Consider the following 16934-nt stretch of genomic DNA (forward strand, 5'->3'; position numbering starts at 1 on the left):
GCGCGGGCGCGCACGGACGCGACTCCGGCGGGCGGAAATCGTCGCGATCAGCTTGTCGTAGGTGCGGCAGTTCATGGGTGAGGACTTGAAAAACAGAAAACCCCGGAGGGCGCTGGGCCTGCCGGGGTTCTCAGGGGGAAGACCGGTAGGCGCGCACGCCCACCGAATGTGATCGGGGGCGCGTCAGGTGGCGAAAGTTGCCTTGATCACTTGGGAGGTCTTCATGATGGCCGCAATTATTGGCGAATGACAAAGGTCTTGCAATGCCCATTGCAATGGCCTTGCTGCAAACAGTGCCGGGTGTTGCCACGGCTCCACATCCAATGAAACGGTGACAAGGCATCGCCTTTGCCGGAAATACGCCAGTACGGCTTGGCGGGCGATTTGCCCTGACCATCTGCATTCAACTGCTGAAGGAGTTTCCATGCACCTCGACGGTTCCTGCCATTGCGGCCGGGTGAAGTTCTCGGTCGAGTCCCACGAGCCTGCGCCCTTCATGCGCTGCTATTGCTCCATCTGCCGCAAGACGGCCGGCACCGGCGGCTTTGCGATCAACCTCGGCGCCGACTACCGCACGTTCAAGCTGCATCAGGGCCAGGAGCATCTGCGCGTCTACCGTGCGCATCTGAAAGGGAAGGAGAGCACCGGTCAGCGCCACTTCTGCGCTCACTGCGGCACCGCGTTGTGGCTCTATGACGAAAGCTGGCCCGATCTCGTGCACCCGCATGCCGGCGCCATCGACACGCCGCTGCCAACGCCGCCCGCTCATGTCCACATGATGCTGGGCTCCAAGCCGGACTGGGTCGAGGTGGTGGCGGGCCAGGGGGACGAGCAGTTCGATGAATATCCCAAGGAATCACTCGCCGACTGGCACCGCCGGCATGGGCTCTAGCGCGGTCAGGCGTTCTGGCCCAGCGTCACAGGTGTCCACGCCCCGCTTGCATAGCATGTGAATCCGCCACCTTCCGCAAAGCGCCACAGATGCAGCCAGCCATGCTCCACCAGCTGGCGCACCACGGCATGCTTGCGAATCACCTGTTCGATGGCGTAGGCCGGGGCATCGATGACCACCGTCAGCCGCACAGGCTCGTGACGCCACTGGTGGCCGTCATGCACCGACTGCCGCGCCAGCCCGATGCGCAGATCGCCGCCATTGCCCTCGAACACACCCAGTCGGCCCCCCACCACGTTATGCAGCAGCTTGTTGCCGCTGCCCAGGCGCTCGGGCTCGCTGGTGGATGCGTGGTATTGCCAGTTGATCCAGTGAGTCACCAGCATCGGGGCGGTCATCAGCAGTTCCAGCACGCTGCCGTCGGTGTCCTGGCGGGCGTCGTAGTCATGCAGGAAGACGCGGCCCTCCAGCACGGCGCCGCGGGTGCGGGTGCGAGGCGCGATGACAAACGCCGCATTGCCGGCCAGTCCCCATTCCGGGCGGATCTGGGCGACGTCGTTGGCGCGGCGCTGCAGGTGCGCCAGCAGCGCTGAAGCCGGCGCACGCGGGTCCAGTCCCAGCGAGGCGGCGCGCTCTCGCCGGACCTGATCGCCAGCCTGCACCAGCACCGGCTGCAAGCGGTCCCAGCGCGCCCTCGCCGATGCCGGCAGCAGATCCAGGTCGAAGCCTTCCATCTCGTCGGTGGTGGTGTTGTGCAGGGCTGCGACGAAGGCCAGCTCAGCAGGCAGTGGCCATCCGCGTTCGCGAAGTCCGGACTGGACCGGCGCTTCGTTCAGCAGCCGCGCCAGCGCGCGTGCGTTGATCTCCCCCGTCTGACCGCAGCAGGCACCGCAGTCCAGCGCCGCAGCCTGCGCATTGTTGACGCTCTGGCTGCCGTGGCCCACCAGCAGCACCAGCGGGGCGATCGACCGGTCCATCGACAGGGCGTGCAGCACCTTTGCGGCCAGCGTGAGCTTGGTGTCCAGGTCCAGGCCGCTGAGTGTCGGACGGCACACCGGACGGTAGCGGGCGGGCAGCCCCTCCGCTTCCAGCCGATCGCGCGGCGCTGTGGCGGGCCGCAGCAGGCGGAGCATCTTGCCCAGATAGCCGGTGCCGATGGCTTCCACGGACGAGAACGCGGCATTGGGCCAGCGTGTGCCGGACTGCCATTGACGGGTGCGGGCAAAGGCCCGTTCGCGGGACTGCAGGGCGGCTTGCCGCAGCGGTGCATCTTCTGTCTGCTCCGCATCGATCACTTCCTCGGTCACCGCCAGGGCCGGTGCCAGGAGGCCCGGCAACTGCGGACGCTTGATCTGCGTGCCCAACGGCGAGTAGTGGATCGGCAGTCCGAAGAAGCCCGCAAACCCCAGTGTCTGCACCCGCGGGCCGGCTGATTCAATGGCACGCCGAAGGGGTTCACTGCGCACGTCGATGCAGAACACCGCCTGGACGTCCGGCGGCGTCAAGGGCAGCGTCCATGACGAATCGCTCGACACGAATTGCAGCCGACGCGCCAAACCCCGCTGATAACCAATCTCCAGCGCCGTCTGCCAGATCTCGTCCACCAGCAAGCGCTCATGCGCCTGCTTCATCATCGAATCCGCCTGCTCCCAGGCGACCTGCAAGGCCGCAAAGGCCCGCTGCGCCGAGCGGCCGCCGCGGCATTCCAGCAGGATGGCCCCCCACGCCAGACGGATGGCCAGCAGGTCGCGCAGATGGCTGTCACTGCCGCCCTGCAGGCGGGCCTCCCAGCCCAGATAGGCGCACCAGGACGCCCAGCCGTTGACGGTCAGCAGCACGGCTTCCAGGTAGTCGGCCCAGGCCTCCTCCGGCAGGCCCAGTCGCTCCAGGGCCCATCGCTCGGCGGCCTGACGGTTCTGCGGCAGCACGTGCAGCCCTTGGGCGATGTCGGGCAGGCCCATCAGCACGCCGATGCCGTGGTCATGGGTGATGGTGTCGCGCCAGAACGCATACAGGCCCTCGTCGCGCCGCGGCTGCCAGTCCGCCTGGTGGCGGTCGAAATACGCCGCGCAGGTCTGGCTGAGTTGATGGGTGATGGCCTGGCGCCATGACAGGCGGGACTGACCCTGCGGATCGTCATCCAGCACATCGATCAGCAGCGGCAGCTTGGGCAGTTCCGCTGGCTGCGTCAGCGCGTGGATCAGCGCAGAGCTGTCGAGCCCGGCGCCATCGGCCTGCGGGAACCGCGCCAGCGCCGCCTGCAAGTCCGCAGGCTGGATGCGGCCGGACGTCCAGGCGGCCGCCAGTTGCTCACGCGGCGGGAACACCTGGATGCGTCCGAGCACTGCCATGCGGGCGGCGACTTCGCGGACCGTCAGGCCGATGCGTTCCCAGTGCGGGTTGACCGCAATCGCTCGGTCCAGCGGCCATGCCGGCGCGATGGCGCTGCAGGCCTTGGCGCAGGCGGCTTCGATGCGGTGCTGGAGGGCAGTGTCGGGGTCTGGCAGGGCCTCGCCGGTGAGCGCGGAGGTCGGGTCCGGATCGACCACGGGGGTGTCATGGACGCGTGCATCGCGAGCCGCATCGGGGTGTTGGCTGATCGTGTGCATGGAGGCCTCGTCGTCCGTCAAAGGGGGGCAGGGGTGGTCCAGCGCGTCGGCCACAGCCGCAGCGTCATCCGGGTCACGTATTCATCGATGTAGAAGCCGGCGTAGCTGCGCCGGCGCCAGCCGGCCAGCGCGTCCGCATGGGACTGCATCAGCACCAGGCAGGCGTACAGCAGCGTCATGCCGGCCGCCGCGACCCATCCGGCGACGGTGTCGGGCGCATCGATCACGCCGAAGGGCAGCGCATGGCCCAGCAGCGCGGCGCCACACAACGCGGCCACCATGGCGATGCCGCTGAGCCATCGGCGGGTCGCGCTTGGCTGGTCGGACGTTGCGCCGCCGGCGATGGGCGATGCCGACGTCCACAGCAGCGGAGCCCAGGCGAGCGCGAGCACGGCGGTCCACCACATCGGCCAGGCGGGGACCTCCCACAGCGCATGCACCGCCGCGGTCATGCCGCCGATCAGCACCAGCGCCCATCCCGGCGCCATCATCATGCTCAGCAGCGTGGGCGTGGCGCCGCCGCGCAGTTCCGCGCGCCGTGTCTCGTCCACCACGCTGGACGCCATCAGGAAGGCATGGGCCTTGTAGAGCGAATGACCCAGCAGGTGCAGCAGCGCCAGCGTGTACAGGCCCAGCCCGCATTCCATGACCATGAAGCCCATCTGGGCCACGGTGGACCACGCCAGCCGCACCTTGATGCTGATGCGGGTGAGCATGACCAGTCCCGCCAGCAGGGCGGTGACCAGCCCTGCACCGACCAGCAGCCAGCGGGCCATGGGGGCGGCCTCCAGCAGCGGCGCGAAGCGGATCAGCACCCATCCGCCCAGGTTCACCACGCCGGCATGCAGCAGCGCGGACACGGGTGTGGGCGCTTCCATCACCTGGATCAACCAGCCGTGCATGGGCAGCAAGGCCGTGCGCAGAAGCACCGCCAGGGCCAGGCAGACGGCGCTGGCCTGCAAGACAGGGGAGGCCGGTGCAGCGGCCAGGTGATCTCGCAAGGCGGTCAGGGAGCCGCTGCCCACCTCCCAGACGCTCAGCGCTGCCGCCGTCAGCAGCAAGACATCCGCCAGCCGGTCCGCCATTCGCTTCTTGTGGGCGGCAAGCTGGGCGAAGGGGCGGTCGGCGTAGAAGGTCAGCAGGCGCTGCAGGGCGATGCCGGCCGCGGCCCAGCTTCCGATCAACAGCAGCCAGTGGTCGGCCAGCAGCAGCAACTGGACAGATGCCAGCACGCCGCTCAGCGCCGCGGCATAACGGGCCTGGCCGCTTTCCCCCTCCAGGTAGCGGGCGGAGAACACGCCAATGACGGTGCCCAGCAACTGCACCAGCAGGGCCACCCAGGCCCCGCTCAGGCTCAGCGTCATCCACGGCAGGGGCGGGAGGGTGGACGACGTGGCCAGTTGCAGCCCCAGGCTGATGGCCGCGCTGAGGGTGGCCAGCCAGGAAAGCCGGTGGCACAGCTGCCAGGCGGCGCGCTCATGACGGGGGGCCGGTCCCTCGGGCCGATACACCGCGCGCCAGGCCGACGCGAGCATCGCAGCCCCCATCAGCACGGCGGGCAGGACCGCACTGGCGACCATCAACAGGGGGACAAGGCGCATCACCGACTCCAGAACTCGAACGGCGCGATGGTGGCGCTTGCCATCGGTTCTGTAAAATTCAATGATCAGAACCAATTCATCCATCAAACAGAATGTTTGGCGTCGAGCAGCTGAATTTCCGGCACCTGTTCTACTTCTGGCAGGTGGCCCGGACCGGGCACCTCACCCAGGCGGCCCAGCAGCTGCATGTGTCGCAGTCGGCGCTGTCCAGCCAGATCCGCCAGCTGGAAGACCGGCTGGGCGAGCCGCTTTTCGAGCGCAGTGGACGGCGCCTGGTGCTGACCGAGCGCGGGCAACTGGTGCTGTCCTATGCCGAGAACATCTTCGGCCTGGGTCGTGAACTGCTCGGGCGCCTGCAGGGCCACAGCGAAGGCGTGGAGCATCTGCGCGTGGGCAGTGTCGCCACGCTGTCGCGCAACTACCTGGAGAACTGGATCCGGCCGCTGCTGACCGACCCCACGGTCACGCTGTCGCTGGAGTCGGGCTTGCTGGAAGGCCTGGTCGCACGCCTGCTGGAGCATCACCTGGATGTGGTGCTGGCCAACGAAGCGGTGGCCGCCAGCGCGGACCGTCCGCTGCATTGCCGTTTCCTTGGCAGCCAGGCGATTTCGCTGGTGGGGGGCGCGAATGAGTGGCGGGGACGAACCCTTCGCATGCCGCAGGACCTGGACGGCCGCGAGCTGGCCCTGCCCGGTCCGCGCCACGCCTTGCGCGGACAGTTCGATGCGCTGTGCGTGGCGGCCGGCGTGACGCCCCGGCTACGGGCCGAGGTCGACGACATGGCCATGCTGCGTCTGGTCGCCCGCGACAGTGGCTGGCTGACGGTGCTGCCCGAAGTGGTGGTGCAGGACGAGCTGCGCACGGGGGTGCTGGTGACGGTGGCGCGGTCCACCGAACTGCGCGAGAACTTCTACGCCATCACCACCTTGCATCGTCACCGGATGGAACGGCTGGAGCGACTGCTGGCGCATGCGCCGCTGCTGTCGCATGAGGACAGTCCGTCACCGGCCGATGGGCGAATGCCGACCTGAAGCGGACCGTCGTGGCCAATCCGTTAGCCCGCTGCAACGCGATGGCAGACGATGGCCTCGGCAGCACGGTCCAAAGACAGCGGAAAGACGGCACATGGCGGCAGAAAGTCATGCTCCCGGAATGGGCGCTCCGGATCGCCGGCCGGCAGTCCGTAGACTGACAGGATGAACGTCCTGAACGTGCCCATCCGTTCCGCGTCCGCGGCCCGCTCCAGTTTCCCGGAGAGCTTTGTTCCGCTCGCAGGCTCGGCAGCGGACTGCGAGTCCTGCGGCCGGGGCGAGCGGGTGGGATTCGACTTCGACTACGCCTTCCAGCCCATCGTGGACCTGCGCGACGCCAGCATCTTTGCCCATGAGGCCCTGGTGCGGGGGCCCGCCGGGGAGGGCGCGTGGTCGGTGCTGTCCCAGGTGACCGAGCAGAACCGCTACCGCTTCGACCAGGCCTGCCGGGTCAAGGCCATCAAGGGTGCGGCGGCATTGGGCATGCAGGTGCCGGTGTCGATCAACTTCCTGCCCAACGCCATCTATCGCCCAGAGCTCTGCATCCGCACGACGCTGGCCGCCGCGAATACCTACCAGTTGCCGCTGGACCGCATCATCTTCGAGGTGACCGAGGGCGAACGCATCGAGGATGGCCCCTGGTTCGCCGACATCCTCAAGGAATACAAACGCTTCGGCTTCAAGACGGCCATTGATGACTTCGGCGCCGGCTATGCAGGGTTGAAGCTGCTGGCGGACTTCCAGCCCGACCTGATCAAGCTGGACATGGACCTGATCCGCCATGTGGATGCGGATGTCTCCCGGCGCCGCATCGTGCGGCACCTGGTGCGCATGTGCCGCGAGATGTCCATCGAAGTGGTGGCCGAAGGCATCGAAACCGTCGGGGAACGGGATGCCCTGCGGGACGAGGGCATCTACCTGATGCAGGGCTATCTGTTTGCCCGGCCGGCGTTCCGTGCGCTGGCCACGGTGGAACGGCTCAAGGACTGATCACGGCGCTCAGTCGCCGGCCTTCATCTGCGCCAGCAGGGAGGCCAGGTCGCCAGATTCTTGCGCCAGCGCCGGGGACTCAGGCGACGCTGTCGCCGTGCGTCCCGGTTGCGCGGCCAGTGCCTCCGGCCATTGACGCTCGATGGACTGCACGCACACGGCGCCAAGCCCTTGAAGCTCTTGCATGGTGGACATTGCCGCGTCCAGGTCCTGGGCGCGCAGCAGCCGCTCTGCCCGTCCTGCGGCCTCCATCACCGCGGTGGCACCCAGCGATCCGGCCATCGACTTGAGGTCATGCAAGGCCCCAGCGTGGGCCTGCCACTGCGCGGGTGTTGGCATCGGCGTTGACGTTGAGGATCCATCAGCACACAGCCGTGCATTCCGCATCAGGAGATCCCGGACAGACAAGGCCATGTTGCGCAGCAGATGCACGTCGCCGCTGAGGAGCCGGTGGGCAGCGGCCGTGTTGAAGCCTTCCAGGTCGGGCCAGCCCTCGGGAACCGGGGGCCGTGCTGGCGACGGTGTCGGTGCCTGTGCCTGGGTTTGGGCCCATGCCGGCGCCGGACGCGCCTCGGCCTGCGGAGTTGCGGGCAGTGCGGCGATAGTCGCCACGATAGCCGCAGCAGATTCCGCAGCAGATTCCGCAGCGGGAGCCACGGCGGGACCCGCGTTGAGCGTTGGCAACGGCCGCAGCAACTGCACCAGCGTGTGAACCAGCAGGTCGGGATCAAACGGCTTGCCCACCACCGTGTCCATGCCGGCCTGATGAGCCTGCGACCGCTCCTCGACGGACACGCCGGCGGTCAGCCCGATCACGGGCAACCGGGCCCTCTGGTCGGCGGGCAAGGCGCGAATCTGTCGCGTCGCCTCCAGGCCGTCCATCACCGGCATCTGCACATCCATCAGCACCGCATCGAATCCGTGCGCGTCGGCCCGGACCTTCTCGACCGCATCCGCCCCATGCACCGCCAGCACCACGGTGGCCTCGTCCAGGCTCAGGATGCGGGCCGCCACTTCGCGGTTCAAGGCGTTGTCATCCACCACCAGGATGCGCCGTCCGCGAAGGGCCGCCGTCTGCGGTGGTGGCGTCACGGCCACGGCGTCCGGTCCGGTGGCGGGCGCCAGGGCTTCGGCCACGGGCAGCTTCAACGACACCTCGAACTCACTGCCGTCCCCGGGCACGCTGTGCAGGGAGATGGTGCCGCCCATCAGCTCCACCAGCTGGCGCACGATGGACAGGCCCAGCCCGGTGCCGCCGAAGCGCCGGGTGGTGGACGTGTCCGCCTGGACAAACGGACGGAACAGCAGCGGCTGGATGTCCTCGGCAATGCCGATGCCGGTGTCCTCGACGCGCAGCGTGATCGCCCGTGTGCCCGCGTCGCTGACGGGCGCCACCGCCACGCGCAGGGTGACGCGGCCCTCCAGGGTGAACTTGATGGCATTGGTGATCAGGTTCAGGACGATCTGGCCCAGCCGGGTGCGGTCGCCCACGAGCAGCACCTGGTCGATGTCGGGACTGTCGACCACGAATGCGATGCCGCGTTGCTGCGCCGACACTTCGGCGATCGATGCAATCTCCGTCACCACCTTCTGAAGGCTGAAGGGCGCGGCCTCGAGCACCATTTCCCCGGCCTCGCTCTTGGACAGGTCCAGCACATCGTTCAGCAGGGCCAGCAGCGCCTTCCCGGCGGTGCGGATGCGCTCCAGCATGCCGGCCTGATCGCCGTCCAGCCGGGTCTTGCTCAGCAGGTGGGCCATGCCGATCACCGCATTCATCGGCGTGCGGATCTCATGGCTGATGTTGGCCAGGAAGCGGCTCTTGGCTTCGTTGGCATCGCGCGCTTCCCGCATCGCGTCGTTCAGCATCGCGGTCCGCTCGCGCACCTGGTCTTCCAGGGACGCATTGAGGTCGCGCATGCGCTGCTCCGCCGCCTTGGCTTCCCGGCCGTCGCGCAGGATCTTGGCGGCGCCCACCACCTGCCCCTTGTCGTCCCGAATGGCCGAAGCCGTGATGGACACGGGAATCAGGTGGCCCTGTGAATCGCGGCGGGTCGTCTCGAAGACGGTGACGCGGCCACCGCTGGCCACCGTTTCGCGGATCTTGGCATCTTCCTCTTCGCTGCCGCGTGGCAACAGCAGTTCCGTGGCGGTGTGGCCCTTGGCCTCCTCCTTGGTGTAGCCGAACAGCCGCTCCGCGCCCTCATTCCAGTCGATGATCACGCCGTCCAGGTCCTGCACGATGATCGCGTCACTGCTGCCCTCCACGATGGCGGCGCGGCGGGCCAGTTCCAGCCGCTGGCCGCGGGTGCGCTCGGCCAACTGGGCCACGGTCGCCACCAGGGCGGCGATGGCCGCACCCAACAGCCAGGCCTGCAGCGCTTGCAGCGTGGGGGATTGCTGGTGCAGCGATTCGAGGAAGGCGGGCGTGGGGCGCAGCACGGCCTCCCAGCGGCGTCCATACAGCGGGATCGACACCCGCTGCGGCTGCAGCGCCGTGGACACTTCGTCCGCCCGGGAGCCCACGTAGAAGGGCTTGTCCGCGTCGTAGTCGGGATCGAACAGCGACAGCACGTAGTGCGTGTCTTCCGAATCGAGACCCGCCAGCACGTCTTCGATCAGCAGCGGGGCGTAGGACCATCCCACCAGTTGCTCTTCGGGTCGATCGGGCTGATCCACCGAAGGGCCCGGACGCAACAACGGCAACAGCAGCAGCATGCCGCCTGAGCGCTTGCCACTGGCCTGCACCAGCGTCAGTGGAGGGGTCAGCGTCGCTTCCCGAGTCTGGGCGGAACGCAGCGCCGCTTCGCGCCGGTGTGGTTCCGATCCAATGTCCAGGCCCACCGCTTCACGATTGCGGGATTCGGGCTCGACGAAGGTGATCACAAAACGGTCACCGTCATGGGGTTGCAACTGACGGATGTTGAAGTCCGGCGTGTCCAGTTGCCTGCGGGTGAGCACAAAGGCCGGCTCTTCCTCCTGCGGCACGCGCAGCACGATGCCGAACCCACGGGCGCCGGGAAACTCGCGGTCGATCTGACGGGTGGAGGCATAGCGTGAGAAGGCGGCCCGCGTCAGCTGTCCGTCCGCCGACGCCGCCACGCCGCGGGCGCCGCGCAGGCCGTACTCGTAGCGGTGCATGCGTTCGATGATGCCCAGCGACACTCGCTTGGAGATCGCGGCGAATCGCTCTTCCGCGTCGATGCGGTTCTGCGTGTTCTGGATGAGATAGCCGAAGACCGCGCAGATCAGGCCGATGGCCGTGATGATGCCCAGCTGGATCAGTGTCGGGCGCAGGGCCCGGCCGGAGTCCTGGGCGTGCGCTTCGGCCTCGGCGCTGAACGATGTCATCAGTGCGGCTCCACCACGGCGCTGGCCTGCGCATGGCCCCTCGAGCCCGGCAACGCGCCCGCAGCCGCATGTTCCACCACCTGGTTGCGGCCCGCCGCCTTGGCCGCGTAGAGCGCCCGGTCGGCCCAGTCGATCAGGTCGCTGGACTGGCATCCAGTCTCGGTGCTGCTGGGCACCCATTGCGCCGCACCGATGCTCACCGTCACCAGCGGCAGCGTGGAGGATCGGGCATGCGGCATTTCCAGCGCCAGGATGTCTTCCCGCAGCCGCTCCGCCGCCACTCGGGCGCCCGACAGCGGGGTGTCCGGCAGCAGCATGACAAATTCCTCGCCACCGAACCGGGCTGCCAGGTCATTGGCCCGTGTGGAGACGCCGTTCAGCACCTTGGCAATGGCCTGCAGGCAGCGGTCGCCGGCGGGATGACCGTAATGGTCGTTGTATTGCTTGAAGTGGTCCACATCCAGCAGCAGCAGGGACAAAGGCGCACCGTTGCGGGACGCTCGCGCCCATTCAATCGCCAGGCGGTTGTCAAAGGCGGCCCGGTTGGCGATGCCGGTCAGGCCGTCCAGGGTGGCACTGCGGCGCAGCTCGTCGGACAGGCCCTTGAGCCGCAATTGCGTCTTCACCCGCGCCAGCAAAATGGCTTCATGGACCGGTTTGGCGATGAAGTCCACCGCACCGGCGGTCAGGGCACGCACTTCTGCTTCTGCGTCGTTGTGGCCAGTGACGAAGATCACGGGAATGTCCTTCAGGTCCGGGTCGTCGCGCATGGCGGCGGAGACCTCATCGCCGGACATGCCCGGCATTTCCTGATCCAGCAGCACCAGGTCCGGTCGGGACTTCTTCATCTCGCGCAGCGCGGCCTGGCCGTTGGTGGCAAAAATCACGCGGGCCAGCGGCTCCAGCATCTTGCCCATCAAGGCGATCAGATGGATGTTGTCGTCGACGATGAGGATCGAATGCATGCTCTGGTTATCCGGCGCTGTCGTTCACGGGTCGGCCTCGCCAACCCTCGCGGAGCGAATGCTCCCATCCGTACGGCCGACGTACGAGAGGCGTTTTGAGGATTCCCCTGTCAGGCGATGCCCTACGTGCAGGCACCGTCTTTGCTGGGGGCGACCATGTTCGATCTGCAAGTACCGGTGTGGGAACTGCTGGCGCGCGCCGTTCTCATCTATTTCGCGCTGTTCCTGATGGTCCGCCTCTCGGGCAAGCGGACGGTGGGGCAATTCACGCCGTTTGATCTGCTGGTGGTGATGCTGCTGAGCGAGGCGGTGAGCAACGGACTCAGCGGCGGGGAAGAGTCGGTGACCGGCGCCTGGATCCTGGCGGGCGCGCTGATCCTGATGAATGGCCTGCTGGGTTTCATCAGCTCCCGCAGCAAGCCTCTGGAGCGGTGGTTGGAGGGCTCTCCCGTGCTGATCGGACGCGACGGCGCGTGGTTCCCGCAGGTGATGCGGCGCCACCGGATCGGCCACGCCGATGTGCAGCAGGCCCTACGCAAGGCGGACTGTCCATTGCCTCAGATGAAGCTGGCGATTCTGGAGAGCGACGGCAGCATCAGCATTCTCCAGCGCCAAAGCTCGCAGGGGAGCCGGGAAAGCGCCTGACGCAACGCCGTCGGGGGATCCGCAGCGTCAGCGGGCTCCCGCCGCTCGTCCTGCCGCCTGGTCATCGCTGCTTCCTCTGAGCGCTGCCGCATCGGCTTCCGCTTCTCCCTCTGGGTTCCCATCCGTCCGCTCGCGAATGACGGCATTGACTTCGGCGCCGTAGATCAGGGTGGAGGCGGTGACATACAAAAAGACCAGCGTCGCCACCACGCCTGCAAAGCTTCCGTAGAGAAGCGCCAGCTTGCCCGCACTGCGCAGGGTGTAAGACAGCGTCGCGGCGGCGCCCACCCACAAGGCCGCGCCGACGACGGCCCCCGGCAGCACCGTGCCCAGGCGTTGCCGAATGTCGGGCAGCCAGCCGTACAGCAAGGCATACAGCACCACCAGCACGGCAAAGGCCGACCCATATCGGACACTGTTGCGCAGCCAGACCGTCTCGCGTCCCACGCCCATGTTCTGCTCCAGCGCCTGCCAGACATAGGGCATGACGATCACCGAGCTGAAGGTCGCCAGAATGCCACCGCCCACCACCACGGTGAACAGGGTGACCTTCAGCCGCGCGCGCCAGAACGGCAGGCCGCGCTCGATGCCATAGGCCCGGTTCAAGGCGGTGCGCACCGCCTGCATGCCGGATGATGCCGTCCACAGGGTGACGAACAGGCCGATGGCCAGCAGCGCCTGACTGCGCTGGGCCAGCACCTGGTTGATGACCGGCTGCATGGCGCTGCGCACCAGCGGCGGTGCGTAGTCCACCACCCGGCTGACCAGCGCGGCCGCATCCCCCGGGGAGCCGATGAAGGCCGCGCCCGCCGACAACAGCAGCACCAGCGGGAACATGGCCAGCACAGTCGAAAACGCCATGCTGCCGGCCTGGTTCGCACTCTGATGCAGCACGTAGTTCCGCACGGCGGACAGCAGCACGCCCACCAGCGGCAGCGTGAAGACGCGGCTGGACAGCTGGCGGATGAGCTTGCGCAGGAAGGCCATGGCGGAGTGGGGAAGACGTGAGAGTGCGACAGAGCAACCGGCATGCCGCCCCCTGGGAGTGCGGGGCAGGGCGGCCTGCATCGTGCGACATGAGCCCTGCCCGAAGACTCAGCGCGCGATACTTGGATGATGGATTCGCAAGCGCCGCCGCCCTCCGCTCCTGCTCCGCAACCGCAACCGCAACGGCCGCAGGAGCCGCAACAGCCGCAACAAGTGCCCCAGACGCCCCAGACGCCCCAGCCGCAGCAGCCGCCCCAGCCGCATCAGCCGCAGCAGCCACCACAGCGGCCCGACGCATTTCAGCCGTCGCCGTCGCCCTCCACTCCTCACGCGGACGCCGAGCCCGACATCCTCGCCGCCATGCGGCATGACCTGGCCGACTGGCGGCAGTGGCTAGCCCGCACGGTGGTGCTGGTGTACGCGGTGCTGGCCGGTCTGGCGGTGGTGATGTTCACCTGGCTGAGCGACTGGGCCATTGAAGGCTTCGACCATCTGCGCCAGTGGTCGCCATGGGCGCCGCTGGTGTGGACACCGTGCTGCGCCGCCGCCCTGGTCTGGCTGACGCGTCGCTTCGCCCCCGGCGCTGCGGGCTCCGGCATCCCGCAGGTGATGGCGGCGCTCTCGCCGCAGGTGCCAGCAGCCCGCATGGGAATGTTTGTGTCGCTGCGGCTGAGCCTGGCCAAGTTGCTGCTGGTGTCCGGGGGATTGCTGGGAGGGCTGGCCATCGGACGCGAAGGCCCCTCGGTCCAGATCGCCGCCGGGGTGATGCAGCATGCACAGCGCTGGCTGCCGCGCCGCTCGCCCCTGAATCATGAGGGTCTGCTGGTGGCAGGCGGCGCCGCCGGCATTGCCGCTGCCTTCAATGCACCGCTGGCGGGTGTCATGTTCGCCATCGAGGAAATGACCCGCAAGATCGAGCAGCGCACCAGCGGCCTGCTGATCGCTGCCATCGTGCTCGCGGGCCTCGTGGCGGTGTCGGTGTTCGGCAATGCCAGCTACTTCGGGCGCCTGCGAGTGGAACACCTGAGCTGGTCCCACCTGTGGCCCGGCCTGCTCACCGTGGTGGCCTGCGGCCTGTTGGGCGGGGTGTTTTCCCGGCTGCTGCAGCGAAGTCTGCTGGGTGGGGACGACCGCTTCAGCCGCTTGCGGGCGCAGTACCCGGTGCGTTTTGCCTTTGCCTGCGGTGTGGCGATCGCGGTGATCGGCTGGGTGAGCCACGGGGCCACTGACGGCAGCGGCTACGGCTACACGCGGCGGCTGGTGGAAGGCCACCTGGACCTGCCCGTGCTCTACGTCACGCTGCGCATCGTCGCCACCTGGCTGGCGGTGTGGTCCGGTGTGCCGGGCGGCATCTTTGCGCCGTCGCTGGCCATTGGGGCGGGGATCGGCAGCGACCTGGCTCAACTGGCCGGGCCCGAGGAGGGCGCGGCGGTGATGATTGCCATCGGCATGACCGCGTTTCTGGCAGCCGTCACCCAGGCACCCATCACCGCCTTCATCATCGTGATGGAGATGGTGGATGGGCATGCCATGGTGCTGAGCCTGATGGCGGCGGCACTGATGGCCAGCCTGATGTCGCGCTGGATCAGCGTGCCGATCTATCACCGTCTGGCGCAGGCGCAGTTGGCGCGACTGGGGCCCGAACCTGTGCCCGGACCGGCGCCCGAGCCAGCGCCCGAACCAGCGCCCGAACCAACGCCCGAACCAACGCCCGGACCCGCGCCCGAGGCAGAGTCCGCGCTCAGGCCCCCCGAGGATCCGCAGCACAAGGGCTGAACGCATCCCCGGAGGCCCTTTGCGCGCCTCAAGCCGCCGTGGCCACCAGTTCCTTGACCAGTGCCTCATAAGTGCGCAGCGGATGCCCGATCAGCGCCTCCAGCCGCTGCGCCGTGCCGGCTTCAGGCTTCATGCCGTGCTGCTGGATCCGGTTCATCATCAGCCGCATGTCGTAGGCCATCCAGCCCGGGCCGTATTGCGCCAGCTGCGCTTCGAAGGCCTGCAGGTCGTCCCCGCCGTAGTGGATCTCGCAGCCCAGCACCTGGCTCCACACTTTCGCCGCCGATTCACCGGTGAACAGCTCCGGGCCGCCCAGGTCCATGGTCAGGCGAGGCAGCGCAGTGTCTGCCCCGTCGCGGCGCAGCAACTCGGCCACGGCCACATCGGCGATGTCCCGGGTGTCGATCATGGCGACACCCGCGGAGCCGATCGGCATCGGATAGACGCCGTAGCCCTGGATCACCGACTGAACCTGCCGTTCGTTCTGCATGAAATAGGCCGGACGCAGCACGGTGACCGGCAGGTCCAGCTGTTCGATCATGCGCTCGACCGTGTATTTGCCGGTGAAGTGCGGTACGTCGGTGTATTGGTCGGCATGGATGACCGACAGGTAGACGATCCGTTCGATGCCGGCGTCGCGGGCCAGGGCCAGCGTCTGCAGGCCCTGCGTGACTTCCGCCGGTGTCACGGCATTGATGAGGAAGAGGCTGCGCACGCCGGTCAGGGCCTGCCGCATGGAGGCGACGTCCGACATGTCCGCGACGACTTCGCTGGCGCCGGCCGGCAGGGCGGCCTTGCCAGTCTCGCGGACCAGGGCCCGGACACTGGCACCGCGCTGGGCCAGACCTTGAAGAACGAGGGAACCGATGGTGCCAGTGGCGCCTGTAACGAGGATGGTCATGAGAAAACTCCGTGGTGGGGTGGGTTGCGATGACTGAACGATAGGTTGTTGCAAGCAATAAACACAGGCGCCAGAATGTGGACGCGCCGTCTCAAAGTTGGAACACATGGATCTCAATGCCCTTGCGGACTTCAACCTGGTCGCCACCCACGGCGGGTTTGGCCGTGCCAGCCGGGCGAGCCGTCGCTCCAAGGCCACCTTGTCCCGGCGGGTGTCCGAGCTGGAGGAACAGCTTGGCGTGCGGCTCATCGAGCGCAGCACCAAGGGCCTGGAGCTGACCGAAGCCGGGCAGTTGCTGCTCAGCCGCACCGAGGGGCCGATGAGCGAGGTCGCGGAGGCGTTTGCGGCCACCGCCGAAGGCACGGGTCAGGTGCGGGGGCTGCTGCGGGTGGCGGCGCCGCTGCTGTTCTCGCAACTGGCGATGGGCCGTCTATGCGCGGAGTTCCGCCAGTTGCATCCGGCCGTCACGCTGGAGGTGGTGGCGGAAGACCGGCTCGTGGACCTGGTCAACGAGCGCTTCGATGTGGCCATCCGTCCCAACCCCCGAATGGACAGTGCTCTGGTGGGGCGCTGTTTTGCAACGGACCGGCTCTTGGTGGTGGCCCCAGCGGGCCCTGGGCCGAACATTCCCACAGCACCTGCGACAGCCCCTGCGACAACCCCTTCGACAACCCCTGCGATGGCGCCTTCGACGGCATTCCCGATCCCCGCCGTGGTCTCGGCCTTCAGCGCCGGGGATACATGGACGCTGGAGGACGGACGGGTCCTGGCGCCGCAGGTGGTGCTGCGGCTCTCGTCCATCCTCATGGTGCGGGACGCGGTGCTGGCCGGTGCGGGCGTGGCGATGCTGCCGGAGTCCGCAGTGGCTCAGAGTCTGGCGCGGGGCGAGCTGGTGAGCTGGGGACCGGTGGCCGGGCGAGAGGTGGCGCTGTGGGTGCTGCACACCTCACGGAGGCTGGCCAGTCCGAAGGTCAAGGCCTTCGTGGACTTCATGGCCGGGCGCTTTCCTGATGGGCGGCTGGTGCTGGCCGACTGAGGCCCACCGTCAGCAATTCCCCGCGACAGAGGGCGCATCCTTGAGACGCTCATCGGTCGGATTCAGCGACTTCATCCGGTTTTCATAGACCCGTTGACAGGCGCTTCCCCGCTTCACCAACGAGGACTCGGCGCTGCGACCACGTCGGTGCGC

General features: G+C 67.9%; 12 protein-coding genes. 6 read left to right on the forward strand and 6 right to left on the reverse strand.

The window, feature by feature from the left end:
- Positions 1–424 precede the first annotated feature (424 nt).
- Positions 425–892, forward strand: coding sequence for a GFA family protein (locus tag DES44_RS00995; RefSeq protein WP_058936596.1), 468 nt, complete (start codon positions 425–427; stop codon positions 890–892).
- Positions 893–897: 5 nt separating this feature from the next.
- Here DES44_RS00995 and DES44_RS01000 read toward each other — a convergent pair whose 3' ends face one another.
- Together DES44_RS01000 and DES44_RS01005 are read right to left on the reverse strand one after the other, a co-directional pair.
- Positions 898–3501 carry a YbcC family protein gene (locus tag DES44_RS01000; RefSeq protein ID WP_083526113.1) on the reverse strand — a complete coding sequence of 868 codons (2604 nt, stop codon included), beginning with the start codon at positions 3499–3501 and terminating at the stop codon, positions 898–900.
- Positions 3502–3518: 17 nt separating this feature from the next.
- Positions 3519–5102, reverse strand: coding sequence for an NADH-quinone oxidoreductase subunit L (locus tag DES44_RS01005; protein ID WP_058937616.1), 1584 nt, complete (start codon positions 5100–5102; stop codon positions 3519–3521).
- Positions 5103–5194: 92 nt separating this feature from the next.
- Between DES44_RS01005 and DES44_RS01010 the strand changes: the two genes are divergently transcribed.
- On the forward strand, positions 5195–6133 hold the full coding sequence (locus DES44_RS01010; RefSeq protein ID WP_058936595.1) for a LysR family transcriptional regulator: 939 nt from the start codon (positions 5195–5197) through the stop codon (positions 6131–6133).
- 165 nt (positions 6134–6298) lie between these two features.
- Entirely contained in the window at positions 6299–7123 is an 825-nt protein-coding gene (locus tag DES44_RS01015; protein WP_058936594.1) for an EAL domain-containing protein, read from the forward strand.
- Between the two features lie 9 nt (positions 7124–7132).
- On the opposite strand, the gene DES44_RS01020 is transcribed toward DES44_RS01015, so the two are convergent.
- Together DES44_RS01020 and DES44_RS01025 are read right to left on the reverse strand one after the other, a co-directional pair.
- Positions 7133–10471 carry a CHASE domain-containing protein gene (locus DES44_RS01020; RefSeq protein ID WP_058936593.1) on the reverse strand — a complete coding sequence of 1113 codons (3339 nt, stop codon included), beginning with the start codon at positions 10469–10471 and terminating at the stop codon, positions 7133–7135.
- Positions 10471–11436, reverse strand: coding sequence for a diguanylate cyclase domain-containing protein (locus DES44_RS01025; protein WP_083525860.1), 966 nt, complete (start codon positions 11434–11436; stop codon positions 10471–10473). The genes DES44_RS01020 and DES44_RS01025 overlap by 1 nt, the downstream gene beginning before the upstream one ends.
- A gap of 156 nt (positions 11437–11592) precedes the next feature.
- Here DES44_RS01025 and DES44_RS01030 point away from each other — a divergent pair, with 156 nt between their 5' ends.
- Positions 11593–12081, forward strand: a complete 489-nt coding sequence (locus DES44_RS01030) for a DUF421 domain-containing protein (RefSeq protein ID WP_058937615.1) — start codon at positions 11593–11595, stop codon at positions 12079–12081.
- Between the two features lie 27 nt (positions 12082–12108).
- Here DES44_RS01030 and DES44_RS01035 read toward each other — a convergent pair whose 3' ends face one another.
- Positions 12109–13068, reverse strand: a complete 960-nt coding sequence (locus DES44_RS01035) for a YihY/virulence factor BrkB family protein (protein ID WP_058936592.1) — start codon at positions 13066–13068, stop codon at positions 12109–12111.
- A gap of 360 nt (positions 13069–13428) precedes the next feature.
- On the opposite strand from DES44_RS01035, the gene DES44_RS01040 reads away from it, so the two are divergent.
- Positions 13429–14844, forward strand: a complete 1416-nt coding sequence (locus tag DES44_RS01040) for a chloride channel protein (RefSeq protein ID WP_058937614.1) — start codon at positions 13429–13431, stop codon at positions 14842–14844.
- A gap of 28 nt (positions 14845–14872) precedes the next feature.
- Here DES44_RS01040 and DES44_RS01045 read toward each other — a convergent pair whose 3' ends face one another.
- On the reverse strand, positions 14873–15745 hold the full coding sequence (locus DES44_RS01045; RefSeq protein ID WP_058936591.1) for an SDR family oxidoreductase: 873 nt from the start codon (positions 15743–15745) through the stop codon (positions 14873–14875).
- Between the two features lie 106 nt (positions 15746–15851).
- Here DES44_RS01045 and DES44_RS01050 point away from each other — a divergent pair, with 106 nt between their 5' ends.
- The gene (locus DES44_RS01050) at positions 15852–16781 is read left to right on the forward strand and encodes a LysR family transcriptional regulator (protein ID WP_058936590.1); all 930 of its coding nucleotides are present in this window, start codon (positions 15852–15854) and stop codon (positions 16779–16781) included.
- The last annotated feature ends 153 nt before the right edge of the window (positions 16782–16934 follow it).

Source organism: Roseateles depolymerans (genome assembly GCF_003387155.1).
GTDB classification, from domain to species: domain Bacteria; phylum Pseudomonadota; class Gammaproteobacteria; order Burkholderiales; family Burkholderiaceae_C; genus Roseateles; species Roseateles depolymerans.